The 15,069-nt window shown below is 42.4% G+C and carries 15 protein-coding genes, 1 tRNA gene, 1 rRNA gene and 1 riboswitch; of the genes, 10 read left to right on the top strand and 7 right to left on the bottom strand.

The features are described from left to right. The 4 genes from NST73_RS14570 (at window position 1) to NST73_RS14555 (ending at window position 1,876) form a co-directional block, all read left to right on the top strand. The gene (locus tag NST73_RS14570) at window positions 1-213 is read left to right on the top strand and encodes a BhlA/UviB family holin-like peptide (RefSeq protein WP_017367922.1); all 213 of its coding nucleotides are present in this window, start codon (window positions 1-3) and stop codon (window positions 211-213) included. A gap of 12 nt (window positions 214-225) precedes the next feature. Continuing rightward, complete coding sequence (locus NST73_RS14565; protein WP_019743388.1) at window positions 226-489, top strand: phage holin; 264 nt, start codon at window positions 226-228, stop codon at window positions 487-489. A 19-nt stretch (window positions 490-508) separates the two neighbouring features. After that, window positions 509-1,327 carry an N-acetylmuramoyl-L-alanine amidase gene (locus tag NST73_RS14560; protein WP_268356997.1) on the top strand — a complete coding sequence of 273 codons (819 nt, stop codon included), beginning with the start codon at window positions 509-511 and terminating at the stop codon, window positions 1,325-1,327. Between the two features lie 102 nt (window positions 1,328-1,429). Next, complete coding sequence (locus NST73_RS14555) at window positions 1,430-1,876, top strand: hypothetical protein (RefSeq protein ID WP_025207857.1); 447 nt, start codon at window positions 1,430-1,432, stop codon at window positions 1,874-1,876. A gap of 59 nt (window positions 1,877-1,935) precedes the next feature. Here the strand turns inward: NST73_RS14555 and NST73_RS14550 are convergent. Both NST73_RS14550 and NST73_RS14545 read right to left on the bottom strand, forming a co-directional pair. Then, window positions 1,936-2,008, bottom strand: a tRNA-Ala gene (locus tag NST73_RS14550). A gap of 72 nt (window positions 2,009-2,080) precedes the next feature. Beyond that, entirely contained in the window at window positions 2,081-2,638 is a 558-nt protein-coding gene (locus tag NST73_RS14545) for a GbsR/MarR family transcriptional regulator (protein WP_041507664.1), read from the bottom strand. Between the two features lie 206 nt (window positions 2,639-2,844). Between NST73_RS14545 and betB the strand changes: the two genes are divergently transcribed. Both betB and NST73_RS14535 read left to right on the top strand, forming a co-directional pair. Continuing rightward, the gene (gene betB, locus NST73_RS14540; protein WP_041507663.1) at window positions 2,845-4,314 is read left to right on the top strand and encodes a betaine-aldehyde dehydrogenase; all 1,470 of its coding nucleotides are present in this window, start codon (window positions 2,845-2,847) and stop codon (window positions 4,312-4,314) included. 27 nt (window positions 4,315-4,341) lie between these two features. Further along, on the top strand, window positions 4,342-5,550 hold the full coding sequence (locus NST73_RS14535; protein ID WP_025207855.1) for an iron-containing alcohol dehydrogenase: 1,209 nt from the start codon (window positions 4,342-4,344) through the stop codon (window positions 5,548-5,550). 40 nt (window positions 5,551-5,590) lie between these two features. Here the strand turns inward: NST73_RS14535 and NST73_RS14530 are convergent, their stop codons facing one another. Then, on the bottom strand, window positions 5,591-6,070 hold the full coding sequence (locus NST73_RS14530) for a DinB family protein (RefSeq protein WP_342499169.1): 480 nt from the start codon (window positions 6,068-6,070) through the stop codon (window positions 5,591-5,593). A 205-nt stretch (window positions 6,071-6,275) separates the two neighbouring features. Between NST73_RS14530 and NST73_RS14525 the strand changes: the two genes are divergently transcribed. Both NST73_RS14525 and NST73_RS14520 read left to right on the top strand, forming a co-directional pair. After that, a complete protein-coding gene (locus tag NST73_RS14525) occupies window positions 6,276-6,806 on the top strand; it encodes a hypothetical protein (RefSeq protein ID WP_017367919.1) in 531 nt (176 codons plus the stop codon). An 11-nt stretch (window positions 6,807-6,817) separates the two neighbouring features. Beyond that, entirely contained in the window at window positions 6,818-8,365 is a 1,548-nt protein-coding gene (locus NST73_RS14520) for a flotillin family protein (protein ID WP_008344044.1), read from the top strand. 31 nt (window positions 8,366-8,396) lie between these two features. Here the strand turns inward: NST73_RS14520 and ftsW are convergent, their stop codons facing one another. Genes ftsW through NST73_RS14505 form a run of 3 tightly spaced genes read right to left on the bottom strand, consistent with a single transcriptional unit; the run spans window position 8,397 to window position 11,364 of the window. Continuing rightward, window positions 8,397-9,539 carry a putative lipid II flippase FtsW gene (gene ftsW / locus NST73_RS14515; protein ID WP_342499168.1) on the bottom strand — a complete coding sequence of 381 codons (1,143 nt, stop codon included), beginning with the start codon at window positions 9,537-9,539 and terminating at the stop codon, window positions 8,397-8,399. Beyond that, complete coding sequence (rodA, locus tag NST73_RS14510; protein WP_039169942.1) at window positions 9,536-10,690, bottom strand: rod shape-determining protein RodA; 1,155 nt, start codon at window positions 10,688-10,690, stop codon at window positions 9,536-9,538. Before rodA ends, ftsW begins: the two co-directional genes overlap by 4 nt. 14 nt (window positions 10,691-10,704) lie before the next feature. Beyond that, window positions 10,705-11,364 carry a DUF1232 domain-containing protein gene (locus NST73_RS14505; RefSeq protein ID WP_052141844.1) on the bottom strand — a complete coding sequence of 220 codons (660 nt, stop codon included), beginning with the start codon at window positions 11,362-11,364 and terminating at the stop codon, window positions 10,705-10,707. A gap of 149 nt (window positions 11,365-11,513) precedes the next feature. Here NST73_RS14505 and NST73_RS14500 point away from each other — a divergent pair, with 149 nt between their 5' ends. Next, window positions 11,514-12,068, top strand: a complete 555-nt coding sequence (locus tag NST73_RS14500) for a GNAT family N-acetyltransferase (protein ID WP_024719667.1) — start codon at window positions 11,514-11,516, stop codon at window positions 12,066-12,068. Between the two features lie 240 nt (window positions 12,069-12,308). Here the strand turns inward: NST73_RS14500 and thiT are convergent, their stop codons facing one another. Further along, a complete protein-coding gene (gene thiT / locus NST73_RS14495; RefSeq protein WP_039169938.1) occupies window positions 12,309-12,884 on the bottom strand; it encodes an energy-coupled thiamine transporter ThiT in 576 nt (191 codons plus the stop codon). Between the two features lie 97 nt (window positions 12,885-12,981). Further along, a riboswitch (TPP riboswitch) is annotated at window positions 12,982-13,084 on the bottom strand. Window positions 13,085-13,476: 392 nt separating this feature from the next. Between thiT and NST73_RS14490 the strand changes: the two genes are divergently transcribed. Further along, window positions 13,477-15,025 (top strand): 16S ribosomal RNA (locus tag NST73_RS14490). Window positions 15,026-15,069 lie beyond the last annotated feature (44 nt).

Genomic DNA, 15,069 nt, shown 5'->3' with positions numbered 1-15,069 from the left:
ATGGAAGTAGATGTCGTTCAAAACTTAATGACACAAGGCCCATTCGCCGTTCTTTTTTGCTGGATTCTGTTTTATGTTCTCAACACTACAAAAGAACGAGAAAACAAACTCAATGAGCAAATCGAGGCGCAAAATGATGTGTTAGCAAAGTTTAGTGAGAAGTATGACGTCGTGATCGACAAGCTCGATAAAATTGAACGGAATTTAAAATAGGAGGAAAACATCATGAAAACATTCGACAAAGGCACTGTGATTCGCACAGTGCTTCTTTTTATTGCGCTTATCAACCAAACGCTTGTCATGTTTGGACAAACAGTGCTGCCGATTAGCGAGGAGCAAGTGCAAACCGCAGGAGAGGCACTATATGTGGCAGGTTCCACAATTTTCACTATGGTCACTGCCGTGATCGCTTGGTTTAAAAATAATTATGTGACCTATAAAGGTCAATTGCAAAAAGATGCCCTGAAACAAAGAGGGTTAACAAAATAATTTTTGAAGGAGAAACAATATGGTGAAGATCATTCAAGCACTCATCCCAAAACAAAATCGCAACAGACCAGGAAACAGGATGAAGCCGCTCTATATTACGGTGCATAATACATCGAACACTGGACGGGGGGCTGATGCGGCAAATCATGCAGCATTTGTTGCTCGGGCAAGTACCGGGGTTAGCTGGCACTACACGGTCGATGATCAGGTCATTTATCAGCATTTACCTTTAAACGAAAATGGCTGGCACGCAGGAGATGGCAGGGGAACCGGCAATATGAAATCAATTGGAATTGAAATTTGTGAAAATGCAGGCGGTGACTTTGAACAAGCCGTTGAAAACGCCCAATGGCTCATTCGAAAACTGATGGGGGATTTAGGAATTCCTTTATCAAACGTGGTGCCGCATAAGCATTGGAGCGGGAAAGAGTGTCCGCGTAAGCTGTTAAATCGTTGGGATGGCTTCAAGGCGGGTATTGCATCAGCATCAAGTCAAATGACAACAGCTAAACCTGTGAAAGAAACATCTATCAAAACCATATCAACGAGATCAACATCTAAAACCAACAAGGTCAAAAAAACATACAGTTTGCCTGCAGGTATTTTAAAAGTGACGAAGCCTCTTACAAAAGGGTCAGCTGTAAAAGCCGTACAACAAGCCTTAGCATCGATTTATTTTTATCCTGATAAGGGAGCGATCAATAATGGAATCGATGGGTACTACGGACCCAAGACTGCGAATGCAGTGTCTCGATTTCAAATGATGCATGGGTTAACCCCAGATGGCATATATGGTCCAAAGACCAAAGAAACATTAAGAAAGGTCATAGAAAGTTAACACATTTGGAATGAATCAACCCTTTTCTATTATAAAAAAGTAAAATAAAACCATTTTTGGAGTTATTTGTTGTATAATGGTAAAAATGAATGGAGGGGTTGTATGAAGCGGATAAGTGTAATGATGTCTCTTTGTTTCATTGTCATGTTCCATTTTAATATGGAAAAGGTTGCAGCTAAGACCATTTATCGAGAAGTAGAAGTTGATTTCATCATGACGGAACAGGAAAAAGATCTGTGGGTACCAGGAGGTCAAAATAATCCTGAACAATATCCATCTACTTATGGCTACCAATTTTCTATACTAAATGCAGAGGGTTGTACTCTAGAGGTGACACTCTACAGAACATCTTTATCAGGAACGGATTTTCCGTCATCAGTCAAAGAGTATACAGGTAACCAATATGATCTAAGTGCAACAGACCGAATTTTATCAAGTGGGCGTTACATTTATAGACCCCATGGTATTAAACTGACCAAAAAAGAAGGCTGTGGGGATGTTGAGATAAAAGGAGTCTTTGGTTATCAAATTCAAGAACCAGACAAATAATCTCTTATGAGTAAAATCAAATGAAAAAGCCTATCCATCATTGGATAGGCTTTTGATAATGGAGCATAGCGGGATCGAACCGCTGACCTCTACGCTGCCAGCGTAGCGCTCTCCCAGCTGAGCTAATGCCCCGAAGTATTACGACATAACTTATTATAATCAATCCTCCTGTAAAATTCAAGCTGTAAAACACAAACACCCCGGCTATTTTTCTTTCTGATCAATCGGAATATAGTCAAAGATGTCTCCCGAATGAACCGAGTGGGCTAATCGTCTAAGCCAGTCATAATAGGCTTTTGAGCTTTCAAGCTGTTCAATGAGCTGTTTCGCTTCCTCTTTTTCATGTTCCTCCGCCTGATCATCACGAGCTACATCTTGAAGGCGTTCTTGCGCTTCTTCAATCGCTGCTAGATTGACCTCAACCTCTCGTTCCCATTTTTGCGGGAAGAAGTTCATGAAAAACTTAAAAAAGTCTTTCTCAGCAACAAAGCTGTGTTTTCTTCGGCCACGGTGAAAGGTCTTTTTGACAATATTCATGTCTTGCAGTTTTTTCACACCCGTACTCATACTAGGCTTACTCATTTGCAGCTCTTCACGCATTTCATCCAGCGTCATTTCCTCATTTAAATACATCGTTCCATATAAAATACCCGCACTTCTAGTAATGCCATAGAGATCCATTGTTTCAGCGATGGAATCAATGACGAGATCTTTAGCAGCTAAAATGCGTTCCTCTGCTTGTGGCTGTTCCTGCTTTTTCATCTTGTCCCTGCTTTCTATTAAGTGAATTCAATACGTTCAAAAAAATCTTTATGGACTATATGTTAACGAAAGAATGCAAAATGTCAAAATAAATGAAACATATCTCCCTTTGACAGAAAAATTTGAACATGTTAAGTTAATTATGTTCAAAACGTTAAATTTTTATTTAACAAACTTACCAAAGAGAATCAGAGGAGGTTCCTTCTATGAGTCAAACACTATTTATCGATGGACAATGGGTTGGCGCTAAGAGTGGCGACACAAGAGATATCATCAATCCATTTAATCAAGAAGTGATCGCGACAGTCAGTGAAGGATCAAGAAATGACGCGCAGTTAGCCATTAAGGCAGCAAGAAAAACCTTCGATCAAGGTGATTGGGCAAACATGCCTGGACTTGAAAGAGGAAATATTGTGTTCAAAATTGCTGAATTGATTAGGCGAGACCTAGATGAATTAGCCAAATTAGAATCACTTGATACGGGTAAAACATTAGAGGAAAGCAAAGCAGATATGGACGATATTGCGAACGTGTTCCAATATTATGCAGGTCTTGCTGATAAGGATGGCGGGGAAATCATTGCATCTCCTATTCCAAACTCAAAAAGCGAATTAGTCCGAGAACCTGTCGGTGTATGCGGTCAAATCACTCCTTGGAACTATCCATTGCTTCAAGCGAGCTGGAAAATCGCTCCTGCCCTTGCAGCTGGAAATACCATCGTACTAAAACCAAGTGAAATTACACCATTAACCACGATCAAAGTTTTCAAACTTATGGAAGAAGCGGGTGTTCCAGCAGGCGTTGCCAACTTAGTGCTTGGACCTGGAGCAACTGTTGGAGATGAGCTGGCTGTCAATGACCAAGTCGATTTAATTTCATTCACAGGCGGTATTGAAACAGGTAAGAAAATCATGCAGGGAGCCAGCGGGAATGTGAAGAAAATCGCCCTTGAGCTCGGCGGGAAAAACCCGAATATCGTCTTTCAAGATGCTGATTTAGACGTAGCGGTTGACCAGGCAATGAATGCTGTGTTTTTCCATGCAGGGCAAGTGTGTTCAGCAGGTTCACGCTTGTTAGTGGAAGAATCCATTCACGATGAATTTTTAGAAGAACTGGTGAAGCGTACGAAAAAAATCAAACTAGGCAACGGCTTTGATGAAGGAACCCAGAGCGGACCGCTTATCTCAGCTGAGCATCGAGAAAAAGTAGAAAAATACGTCAGCATCGGTTTAGACGAAGGTGCAACATTAGAAACAGGTGGGAAACGACCTGATGCAGAGGAGCTGCAAAAAGGATTCTTCTACTTGCCGACGATTTTCTCAGGCTGTACATCAGACATGCGAATTGTACAGGAAGAAGTGTTTGGACCAGTCCTCACTGTCGAATCCTTCCGATCAGAGGAAGAAGTCATCGAGCTGGCAAATGACACGATTTATGGTTTAGCAGGAGCGGTGTGGTCTTCTGATATCGGCAAAGCCGAACGAGTGGCTCGTCAATTAAGATTAGGCACGGTATGGATCAACGACTTCCATCCTTATTTTGCCCAAGCACCGTGGGGTGGGTATAAACAATCAGGTCTTGGACGTGAATTAGGACGTACGGGCCTTGAAGAATATACGGAACTAAAACATTTATATCGAAATACAAAACCAGAAGCGGTTCATTGGTTTAAATAAATATCACTTATCTGGAGGAGATTCTATATGACGTTAAATATGAAAATTGAAAGCATGCAAAAATTCCATACGTTTGAAATTCCGACTGTCATCAAGCATGGCATTGGGGCAGTGAAACATGTTGGGGAAGAAGTGAAAGCATACGGCGTTTCAAAGGTATTGCTTGTCACAGATCCTGGTATTTATCAAGCAGGTGTTGTAGATCCAGTGATTGCTTCATTAAAAGAAGCGCAAGTTGATGTGGTTCTATTTAATAAAGTAGAACCAAACCCGCCAGTCCGTTTAGTGAGTGAAGGATCTGCGTTATATGAAAAAGAAGGCTGTAATGGTTTAGTCGCAGTAGGCGGCGGAAGCTCAATGGATACAGCGAAGGCTATCGGTGTGGAAGCGACTCATGAAGGATCAGTTCTTGATTACGAAGCGGCTGAGGGGAAAAAACCGCTTGAAAATAGAATCCCTCCGTTAACCACAATTCCGACAACGGCTGGTACAGGTTCAGAGGTCACGCAGTGGGCAGTGATCACTGACGAAGAAAGGGAATTCAAATTCAACACAGGTGGACCGCTCATTGCAGCTCACCTAACAGTGATTGATCCTGAGCTTCATGTATCTATGCCGCCGCATGTGACGGCAATGACGGGTATCGATGCGCTTGCGCACGCGATCGAATGCTATACGATGAAGTTTGCTCAGCCAATTACAGATGCGGTAGCGCTCATGGCCATTGAATATGCTGCTCATTATATTCGCCGTGCCTTTGCCGATGGAGAGGATTTGGAAGCAAGATATGGCATGGCACAAGCTGCGATGCTTGCCGGACTTTCCTATGGCAGTGAATCAGCTGGCGCAGCCCATGCGATGAGCCAAACGCTTGGAGGCATTATTCCAGTCGCACATGGTCAATGTGTAGCGGCAATGATGGGACCTGTCATGGAATATAACTGGAAAGGGTACCCAGAGAAATTCGCTCGAATTGCGCAAGCATTCGGGATTGATACAAGCAGAATGACAACAGAGGAAGCTGCAAAAGCAGCAGTGAATTGGATGTATGATTTAGTGGAAGACCTAGAAGTTCCTTCATTAGAAGAACAAGGTGTACCAAAAGATATGATCGACCGTTTATCTAAAGAAGCAATGAAAGATCCGCAAACAGTTGGAAACCCAAGAGACCTGAACGAAAAAGCATACAACTGGATTTACGCTCGCTGCTTTGATTTAACACCTAAAACAGTGTAACAATGAAAAAAGGCTCCCAAAAGGGAGTCTTTTTTACATCTTATAGCTGTTCTTTAATTTCTTTAATTTGATGAATATGGCGCTTTTCATGTGCGCCGATAAAATCAAGGTATTGCTTTAATGAAAGTTCTTCAAACACAGGATGTGCAATCACGCGTTTGAAATCTTCCTCTGTAAACGTTGATAAAATTTGATTGAGCTTCTCACGTGCTGTATCGAGCTCATCCTTTAAATGTGTAGGTGTTACATGCTTGCGATCAGGCGCAACGATACTAGGCGCAGTGGCTTTTTTTGAACGATCCTCTGCCATTTCTACTGGCTTTGGTTCATATTCTTTGATCGGTGCTTTTTTCCCCTCGGCAGCTAGATGTTTTGCTGCAACTAGGTCCATCTTCTTTAAATGATCTGCAACTTCTTGAATACTCCAAGTATCATCAGATAATTTTTGATTTAATTGTTTTTCGCTCAATCCTTGCAGCTCCTGCCACAATTCTTGTCTTGCTTCATGTAATAAACTCATTTCTCTCACCTCAAGATCAAATTTTATCATACTGGTACAAGACAATCATTCTTTAGCTATCCGAGAAATCCTTTAATGAATTGTGATGAAAAATGAAACCTTTACAAAAGTGGTTCGTATTACCTGTTAGAAGGAATACACTTGGATGTGAGCATGGTCTAAATGAATGAAAGGCTGCTCATTTCATAAAGAAAGGGTGAGGAAGATGGATGTGTTTGGGCTGCCTCTTCAGACGCTGTACTTATACATATTGATGGTATCAGGAATCCTGACGCTTGTTTTCGTCTTTTTTGGCGATGTATTTGATGGATTGTTTGAAGCGATTCCTGTCCCGTTCCTTCAACCAACATTGATCCTCGCATTTCTTACCTTTTTCTCGGCTGGAGGATTTATCTCTGAAAAAACAGCAATTGTAGGAAGTGGACTTGGCGCCGTATTATCTGCCATCCTCGCAGTGGTTCTCGTTACTTGTTTACATGTATTTGTCTTAGTCCCGCTTTCCTCTGCTGAAGAATCTCTTTCATATACGGAGGCCGACCTAAAAGGAAGAACTGGGGAGATCATTGTATCTGTACCAAAAGATGGGTTTGGAGAAGTGCTGTTAATTAGTAACAGCGGAAAAATCTCAAAGCCTGCCGTCAGTTTCGACGAAGAGGAGATTCCATATGGAACCCGGGTGCTGGTCGTCGAAGTGAACAAAGGCGTGTTATCTGTTATACCAAATGAAGAAATCTAGGAGGGAATGCTATGCCAGGAACAACCATATTAATTATTATTGGAATTGTGCTTGTGATTCTCATTGCACTTATTGGTGTATTTGTTTCGAAATACCGGACAGCTGGTCCAGATGAAGCATTAATCGTCACAGGAAGTTACCTCGGAAGTAAAAATGTCCACGTGGATGAAGGTGGAAACAAGATTAAGATTGTAAGAGGTGGAGGTACCTTTGTACTCCCTGTTTTTCAACAAGCAGAGCCGCTCAGCTTACTATCTAGCAAGCTAGATGTTTCAACGCCTGAAGTCTATACTGAACAGGGTGTACCGGTCATGGCGGATGGAACGGCCATCATTAAAATTGGCGGATCAATTGAAGAAATCGCCACTGCGGCAGAGCAGTTTTTAGGGAAAACAAAAGAAGATCGTGAAAATGAAGCAAGAGAAGTACTAGAAGGACACCTTCGCTCCATTTTAGGGTCAATGACAGTTGAAGAGATTTATAAAAACAGAGAGAAATTTTCTCAAGAAGTACAGCGTGTCGCTTCTCAAGATCTAGCGAAAATGGGTCTTGTCATTGTATCGTTTACAATCAAAGATGTCCGTGATAAAAATGGCTATTTAGAATCACTAGGTAAACCTAGAATTGCTCAAGTGAAACGCGATGCAGATATTGCGACAGCAGAAGCAGATAAAGAAACACGTATCAAACGTGCAGAAGCAGATAAAGATGCGAAGAAATCTGAGCTTGAGCGTGCCACTGAAATCGCTGAAGCAGAAAAAATCAATGAGCTGAAAAGAGCAGAATTCAGACGTGAACAAGATACAGCAAAAGCAAGCGCTGACCAAGCGTACGATCTTGAAACAGCTCGTAATCGTCAGCACGTAACTGAACAAGAAATGCAAGTCAAAATCATTGAACGTCAGAAGCAAATTGAATTAGAAGAAAAAGAGATCCAGCGTCGTGAGCGTCAATACGATTCTGAAGTGAAAAAGAAAGCAGATGCGGACCGTTATGCTGTTGAGCAGTCGGCTGCGGCGGAAAAAGCGAAGCGTCTTGCAGAAGCAGATGCAAAGAAATACAGCATTGAAGCAATGGCAAAAGCAGAAGCAGAGAAAGTTCGGATTGACGGGCTTGCCAAAGCGGAAGCCGATCGTGCAAAAGGGGAAACAGAAGCAGAAGTCATTAGGTTGAAAGGACTTGCGGAAGCAGAAGCGAAAGAGAAAATTGCAGAAGCATTCGAACAGTATGGCCAAGCGGCGATTCTTGATATGATTGTGAAAATGCTACCTGAATATGCGAAACAAGTATCTGCTCCACTTTCTAACATTGATAAAATTACAGTTGTTGATACAGGTGGTAACGGGGAAGGCAGCGGCGCCAACAAAGTGACCGGCTATGCGACAAACCTTATGTCCAGTCTTCAAGAAAGTCTGAAAGCTTCCTCTGGAATTGATGTCAAAGAAATTATTGAGAATTTCTCTGGCAAAGGCAATGTGAAACAAAGCATCCAAGAACTGACGAATGAAATCAAACAGCCAAGAAAAAAAGAAATCGCTGATCGTCAAATAGAAGAATAAAAATCAAAAGACACCTTCTGATTGAGGGTGTCTATTTTACTTGGGGCACATGCCGGTGTCTTTTGATAGATGAAGAGAGATTCACAAGAATGCCTGCAGATATCATCATGAACACCAATGAAGATCCGCCGTAGCTAATAAAGGGAAGAGGAATGCCTGTAATGGGGAGAAGCCCAAAGACAGCTCCTAGATTAAAGGTTGCTTGAATCATGATTTGAAAAGTAAGCCCGATCGTTAATAGCTTTCCAAATGGATCTTGTAAACCTTGAACGATTCGAACGGCGCGATACATGATGAGTAGGTAGGCACCCATCACAAACAACAGCCCCATGATTCCCAGCTCTTCACTGATGATGGCCATAATAAAATCTGTATGGGCTTCAGGAAGAAATCCTAGTTTTTGTATGCTTCCGCCTAAACCATTCCCGGTCAGTCCTCCTGAATCCATGGCGAGATAAGAATGAATCAGCTGATAACCATCTCCATCTTCATACATGAAAGGATCACGAAAAGAAGTGATCCGTTTCAAACGATAAGGAGCGGTCACAGCAAAAAAAGTGATCCCTGCCGCAGTCGTCGAAGCTAGTAGAATGAGGTGGCGTGTTTTAAGTCCAGCACATAATAAGACGATACCGCAGCTCAACAAAATAGAAACTGCTGTACCTAAATCTGGCTGTTTTAAAATCAATAAAAAAGCTAGACTTAAAAGAAGAAGTGGAGGCAGTACTCCTTTTTTAAAGGATGTGATGTAAGCTTGTTTCCTTGCATATACATAGGCGAAATAGATGATCATCACTAATTTCACAGCCTCAGACGGTTGGATGATCAGAGAGCCCAATTGAATCCATCGTTGTGAATTATTTTTGACAACACCGATTCCAGGAAGCAGGACAAGGAGAAGACATAACAATGACAGCATCACAAGCCATCGAATCCATTTACGGTAAGCTTGATATGGAACCAGGGCCGCAGCGATGAAAAAGAAGAACCCAATCAAAAGCCATTGCCACTGTTTCATGAAGAAGTAGCTGCCCTGTCCATATTTTATTTCGCCTAAAGGATAACTCGCACTGTACACCATCAGTAATCCAAAGAAACAAAGACAAACAATCGTCCCAGCAAGAATGTGGTCGATTTTTTTTAGGTGAGAAAAAATCAATGACATCACCTTCAATCCCAGTTACGTCCAAACATGTAGGATGAGGACCTCAGATTGACACTAAACACAAGGCCAATGGCGATCATATTGGTTAAAAGTGCACTGCCCCCATAGCTGATAAAAGGAAGGGCAAGACCAGTCACAGGCATTAGCCCTACTGTCATCCCAACGTTTTGGAAGACTTGAAAGACGATCAGCCCAACCACCCCAGCACATATATAAAGCCCATAAAGGGTATTCGCATGCATAGCCACATGAATCATTCGATAGACCATCATAAGATATAAACAGATCAATAGGGAGGCGCCGATAAAACCAAATTCCTCGCCAATGACTGCAAATATAAAATCTGTATGGGCTTCAGGGATATTTCCCCCTTGTACTTGATTTCCTTTTGTATACCCGCTTCCTGATAATTGCCCTGACCCAATGCCAAGCATTGCTTGTTTCAGTTGATACCCATATGTCGAATCAAATTTATCAGGAGAGAGCCATCCATAAATGCGATCAAGCTGATGAGGTTTAATCACTTTTGTAAAGTGCTCAAAATGTTCATTGTGCAAGTAGGTCAAAAATGCAAGAAGCGCGAGAAAAGAAGCGATTAATGCAGCGATCATCTTACTTGAAATGCCTGACACAAGCATCAGTGTAAAAGCAATAGACAAGATCACAAGTGCCGTCCCCAAATCTGGCTGAATTAAAATCAGGAAAAAAGGAACAGCGGTCCAGCATATGATGTTCATTGTAGGAATCATGCTTTCTTTAAACGAAAAGCGCTGATGTTTGTATCGATTTAAAATAGCCGCTAACAGAAGAATGACAAAAATTTTCATAAATTCTGATGGTTGCACTTTCATGGGCCCCAAGCTGATCCATCTTTGGGAGCCATTTTGATTTGTGCCAAAAAAATGAACGAGAATGATGAGGAAGAGACCACCTGCAAATAATCGAAAAGATAACCGCTCAAGCAGTTCATAATCAAAGTAAGCAACTGCCGCCATAAGGCCAAAGCCGACGATATACCAGAAAACTTGTCTTTTGACGAAATAAAACATATCTTGTGTTTCATACTGTCCCGATCCGCTATACACAGCCAGCAGGCTGATCACAAAGAAGCAAATGACAGTGAATAATAATGCGAAGTCAATGCTGTTCTGTTTTTTCATGTCTCCGTCACCTGCTATGACCTATTTGTCAGCTGGTTTAATACGACCTGCACCGCTGCAGCGTCATCAATATAGCCGATCGGAAAAATATAATCTGGTATTAAATCAACGGGCATAATGAAGTAAAGTAATGCGCCTCCCATCAACATCAATTCTCGAGAAGTACCCCGTCCGCTCATGAACGAGCTGTACATGCTTTTCAATTGATCAAGAAATGGTCCAACACCACTTATCGTATCTATCTTTTTTTCAAACTTTGCTGAGATCGTTTCTTTTCCCTCTTCTGATTGACTATAGGTCTCATATTCATTTAACTTCTGTTTCAATTCATTCTCGCTGAACGTCCCGTCATAGACATCATGATCTTTCAGCGTTCGCTCAATCTCTTCTACTGCTTGAATGAACGTATTACCGTGAACTCTTTCGTTTTTAATTGAAAATCCAGCCGTGGCCAATAGATGATCTAAAGAAATGTGTAGAGCATCTGAAAGCCGCTGTAAATGGTTCAAAGTCGGTTTTCTTTTTCCGTTCATGATTCTAGACAGTGTGGCTTTATCAATTTCTGTTTGTGTACTGAGTTCTCTTAATGAAAGAGAACGTATTTGCAGTTGTTCTTTTAAAAACTGCCGAAGCTCAGTTGTTTTAAATTCCATCTCTTTCTTCACCCTTTTCATAAAGTTCAACTCTTCAATAGAAGAAGTCGTACCCAATATATAGGGGTGTTGACAGAATGTCAACGAATATCCATTAGAGATTGATTTTTATAAAATAGCAACTTATCATATGAAACATAGAGTAAGAAATGGCTAAAAGGGGTGTGCAGATGAAGGTTAGACATGCAGTACATAATGATATTCCTAAAATTGCCGAAATTCATGTGAAGAGCTGGCAAACGACTTATCACGGCATTATTTCACAAGAGTATTTAGATGCTTTGAATGTAGAGGAGCGGGAAGAGAGCTGGAGAAGCAGGTCGCTTGAAGGCACGTTTGTCGCAGAGGATGCTGACGGAGTATTTGGTTTTGCTTCCTTCGGAAAACAGCGTGATGAGAGATATTCAATATATGATGGTGAGCTTTATGCCATCTATTTGTTGCAGAGAAAACAGAAATCAGGAGCGGGTATGGCTTTGATTGCAAAAGGTGTGGATTATTTAATAGAGAAAGGCTATCAGAATATGCTGCTCTGGGTATTTGAGCAAAACTCAGCGAAGCAATTTTATCAAAAACTTCAACCTAGTTTTGCCGTCACCAGCCAGTTTGAGCTGGCTGGTGAGAACCATGAAGAAATAGGGTATGGATGGGAACTGTCTGTCCTAAGTGATCATGTTCAACAGATTATATCGTCAGCTTCCAGTAATAATGAGAGAAAAAAGTAAAAAGGGTGGCGAGTAAAATATAAGATATAAAAGGAGAAGCCTCTACTTTTCCTTTCACACCTGCTATTTTTAATGCCTCATAGAAACTTGCCAAAAAGTAGGCGATACTGAGGATGTAACAGCACAGCATAATGGAGTAAGGATTCATTGTCGTACCTCCAGCATGAAATCTTCTACTATTAATAGATTCAATAGAGCAGCAAATTATGCATAAAAAAATAACCCGCTGAAACAGCTGGGTTATTTTTGTCGAGGAAAAACCAAACGAGATGCACTAGGGATGAGTAAACAAAGAACAATACTACAAATGATAAATGAAGGAATCATATATGTGCTGTTATAAACTAATGAATACACCCATCCTGGTGTTCCTTTTGGTGCATAATGAGAAAAGAAAACAACACCTGAAATAAAGAACGTCAGCAGTCTGAAGAAACTGGCGACAAATACAGCTAGGATAATATAGAAGAATTGTTTCTTTCGCTTTTTATCCTGAATGGCTTTTTTAATTGATCCTGAGAATAGCCCGCTTAAACAAATCACAACAGATGCGACAAAGTAATCGAGAAATCCTTGTACAGGTGTAGCAATAATAGGAGTGTTCATCAGCTGCAGTCCTGCGATTAACACACCGATAATAAATCCAGCAGACACGCCCCATCTAATGGACATGAGAATGACAGGAATCATGATCAGTGCAATTGACCCGCCGTTTGGCATTCTTAAAAAGAGACCTGATAAATAATCTAAAACAAGTGCAAGAGAAGTCATGATGGCGATCTCCATCAGTCGTACTAATTGATTTGATTGTTGCATAAAAAAATCCCCTTTTCACGAATTGTGCAAGGAGAGACCATGTCAGGATGAGTATGTGATTCATAGAAAAACATATCGGCTTGAATACAATGCATGTATGCAAGTGATTCCACATTCCTACTTCAGTATTAACTGACAGGTTCAAAGGGTCAGAACAACGAATTGTTCACTCTCAGCACGAAGCTCCCCCTGCGGTTATTAAATTTCAATCTATTATAAATATACTAAAGACCTACAGGATCAACAATAGTGAATTACGGAGTTAAGCCCTTTTTGTACGAATATATAGGAAGAGATCAGGAAAAATAAATTATTTAGAAAAAATACTTGTTTCTTCTTTTAAAAGGTGTTATATTTGTATTCGCCGCTGAAACAGCGCGGTTGAGAAATAACATTCAAGAAAAAAGTTGTTGACTTCATCTTGATAGAATGTTATATTAATAAAGTCGCTTCTGAGCGATAATGAAGATGATCTTTGAAAACTAAACAAGACAAAACGTACCTGTTAATTCGAGTTTTTATAAAAAATCCTATGATACATCATAGGTAGTCAGTCAAACGCTGACGAAAAACAAAACTTCGGTTTTGTACTTTTTCGGAGAGTTTGATCCTGGCTCAGGACGAACGCTGGCGGCGTGCCTAATACATGCAAGTCGAGCGGACAGAAGGGAGCTTGCTCCCGGATGTTAGCGGCGGACGGGTGAGTAACACGTGGGTAACCTGCCTGTAAGACTGGGATAACTCCGGGAAACCGGAGCTAATACCGGATAGTTCCTTGAACCGCATGGTTCAAGGATGAAAGACGGTTTCGGCTGTCACTTACAGATGGACCCGCGGCGCATTAGCTAGTTGGTGAGGTAACGGCTCACCAAGGCGACGATGCGTAGCCGACCTGAGAGGGTGATCGGCCACACTGGGACTGAGACACGGCCCAGACTCCTACGGGAGGCAGCAGTAGGGAATCTTCCGCAATGGACGAAAGTCTGACGGAGCAACGCCGCGTGAGTGATGAAGGTTTTCGGATCGTAAAGCTCTGTTGTTAGGGAAGAACAAGTGCAAGAGTAACTGCTTGCACCTTGACGGTACCTAACCAGAAAGCCACGGCTAACTACGTGCCAGCAGCCGCGGTAATACGTAGGTGGCAAGCGTTGTCCGGAATTATTGGGCGTAAAGGGCTCGCAGGCGGTTTCTTAAGTCTGATGTGAAAGCCCCCGGCTCAACCGGGGAGGGTCATTGGAAACTGGGAAACTTGAGTGCAGAAGAGGAGAGTGGAATTCCACGTGTAGCGGTGAAATGCGTAGAGATGTGGAGGAACACCAGTGGCGAAGGCGACTCTCTGGTCTGTAACTGACGCTGAGGAGCGAAAGCGTGGGGAGCGAACAGGATTAGATACCCTGGTAGTCCACGCCGTAAACGATGAGTGCTAAGTGTTAGGGGGTTTCCGCCCCTTAGTGCTGCAGCTAACGCATTAAGCACTCCGCCTGGGGAGTACGGTCGCAAGACTGAAACTCAAAGGAATTGACGGGGGCCCGCACAAGCGGTGGAGCATGTGGTTTAATTCGAAGCAACGCGAAGAACCTTACCAGGTCTTGACATCCTCTGACAACCCTAGAGATAGGGCTTTCCCTTCGGGGACAGAGTGACAGGTGGTGCATGGTTGTCGTCAGCTCGTGTCGTGAGATGTTGGGTTAAGTCCCGCAACGAGCGCAACCCTTGATCTTAGTTGCCAGCATTTAGTTGGGCACTCTAAGGTGACTGCCGGTGACAAACCGGAGGAAGGTGGGGATGACGTCAAATCATCATGCCCCTTATGACCTGGGCTACACACGTGCTACAATGGACAGAACAAAGGGCTGCGAGACCGCAAGGTTTAGCCAATCCCACAAATCTGTTCTCAGTTCGGATCGCAGTCTGCAACTCGACTGCGTGAAGCTGGAATCGCTAGTAATCGCGGATCAGCATGCCGCGGTGAATACGTTCCCGGGCCTTGTACACACCGCCCGTCACACCACGAGAGTTTGCAACACCCGAAGTCGGTGAGGTAACCTTTATGGAGCCAGCCGCCGAAGGTGGGGCAGATGATTGGGGTGAAGTCGTAACAAGGTAGCCGTATCGGAAGGTGCGGCTGGATCACCTCCTTTCTAAGGATATATGGAGCAGCGTACGTTTTTCGTCTTGTTTAGTT

Source organism: Bacillus sp. FSL W7-1034 (genome assembly GCF_038593365.1).
In the GTDB taxonomy this organism is placed as follows: domain Bacteria; phylum Bacillota; class Bacilli; order Bacillales; family Bacillaceae; genus Bacillus; species Bacillus altitudinis.
Note: the sequence above shows the minus strand (reverse complement) of the source record. Positions and strands in the feature narration are given on the sequence as shown.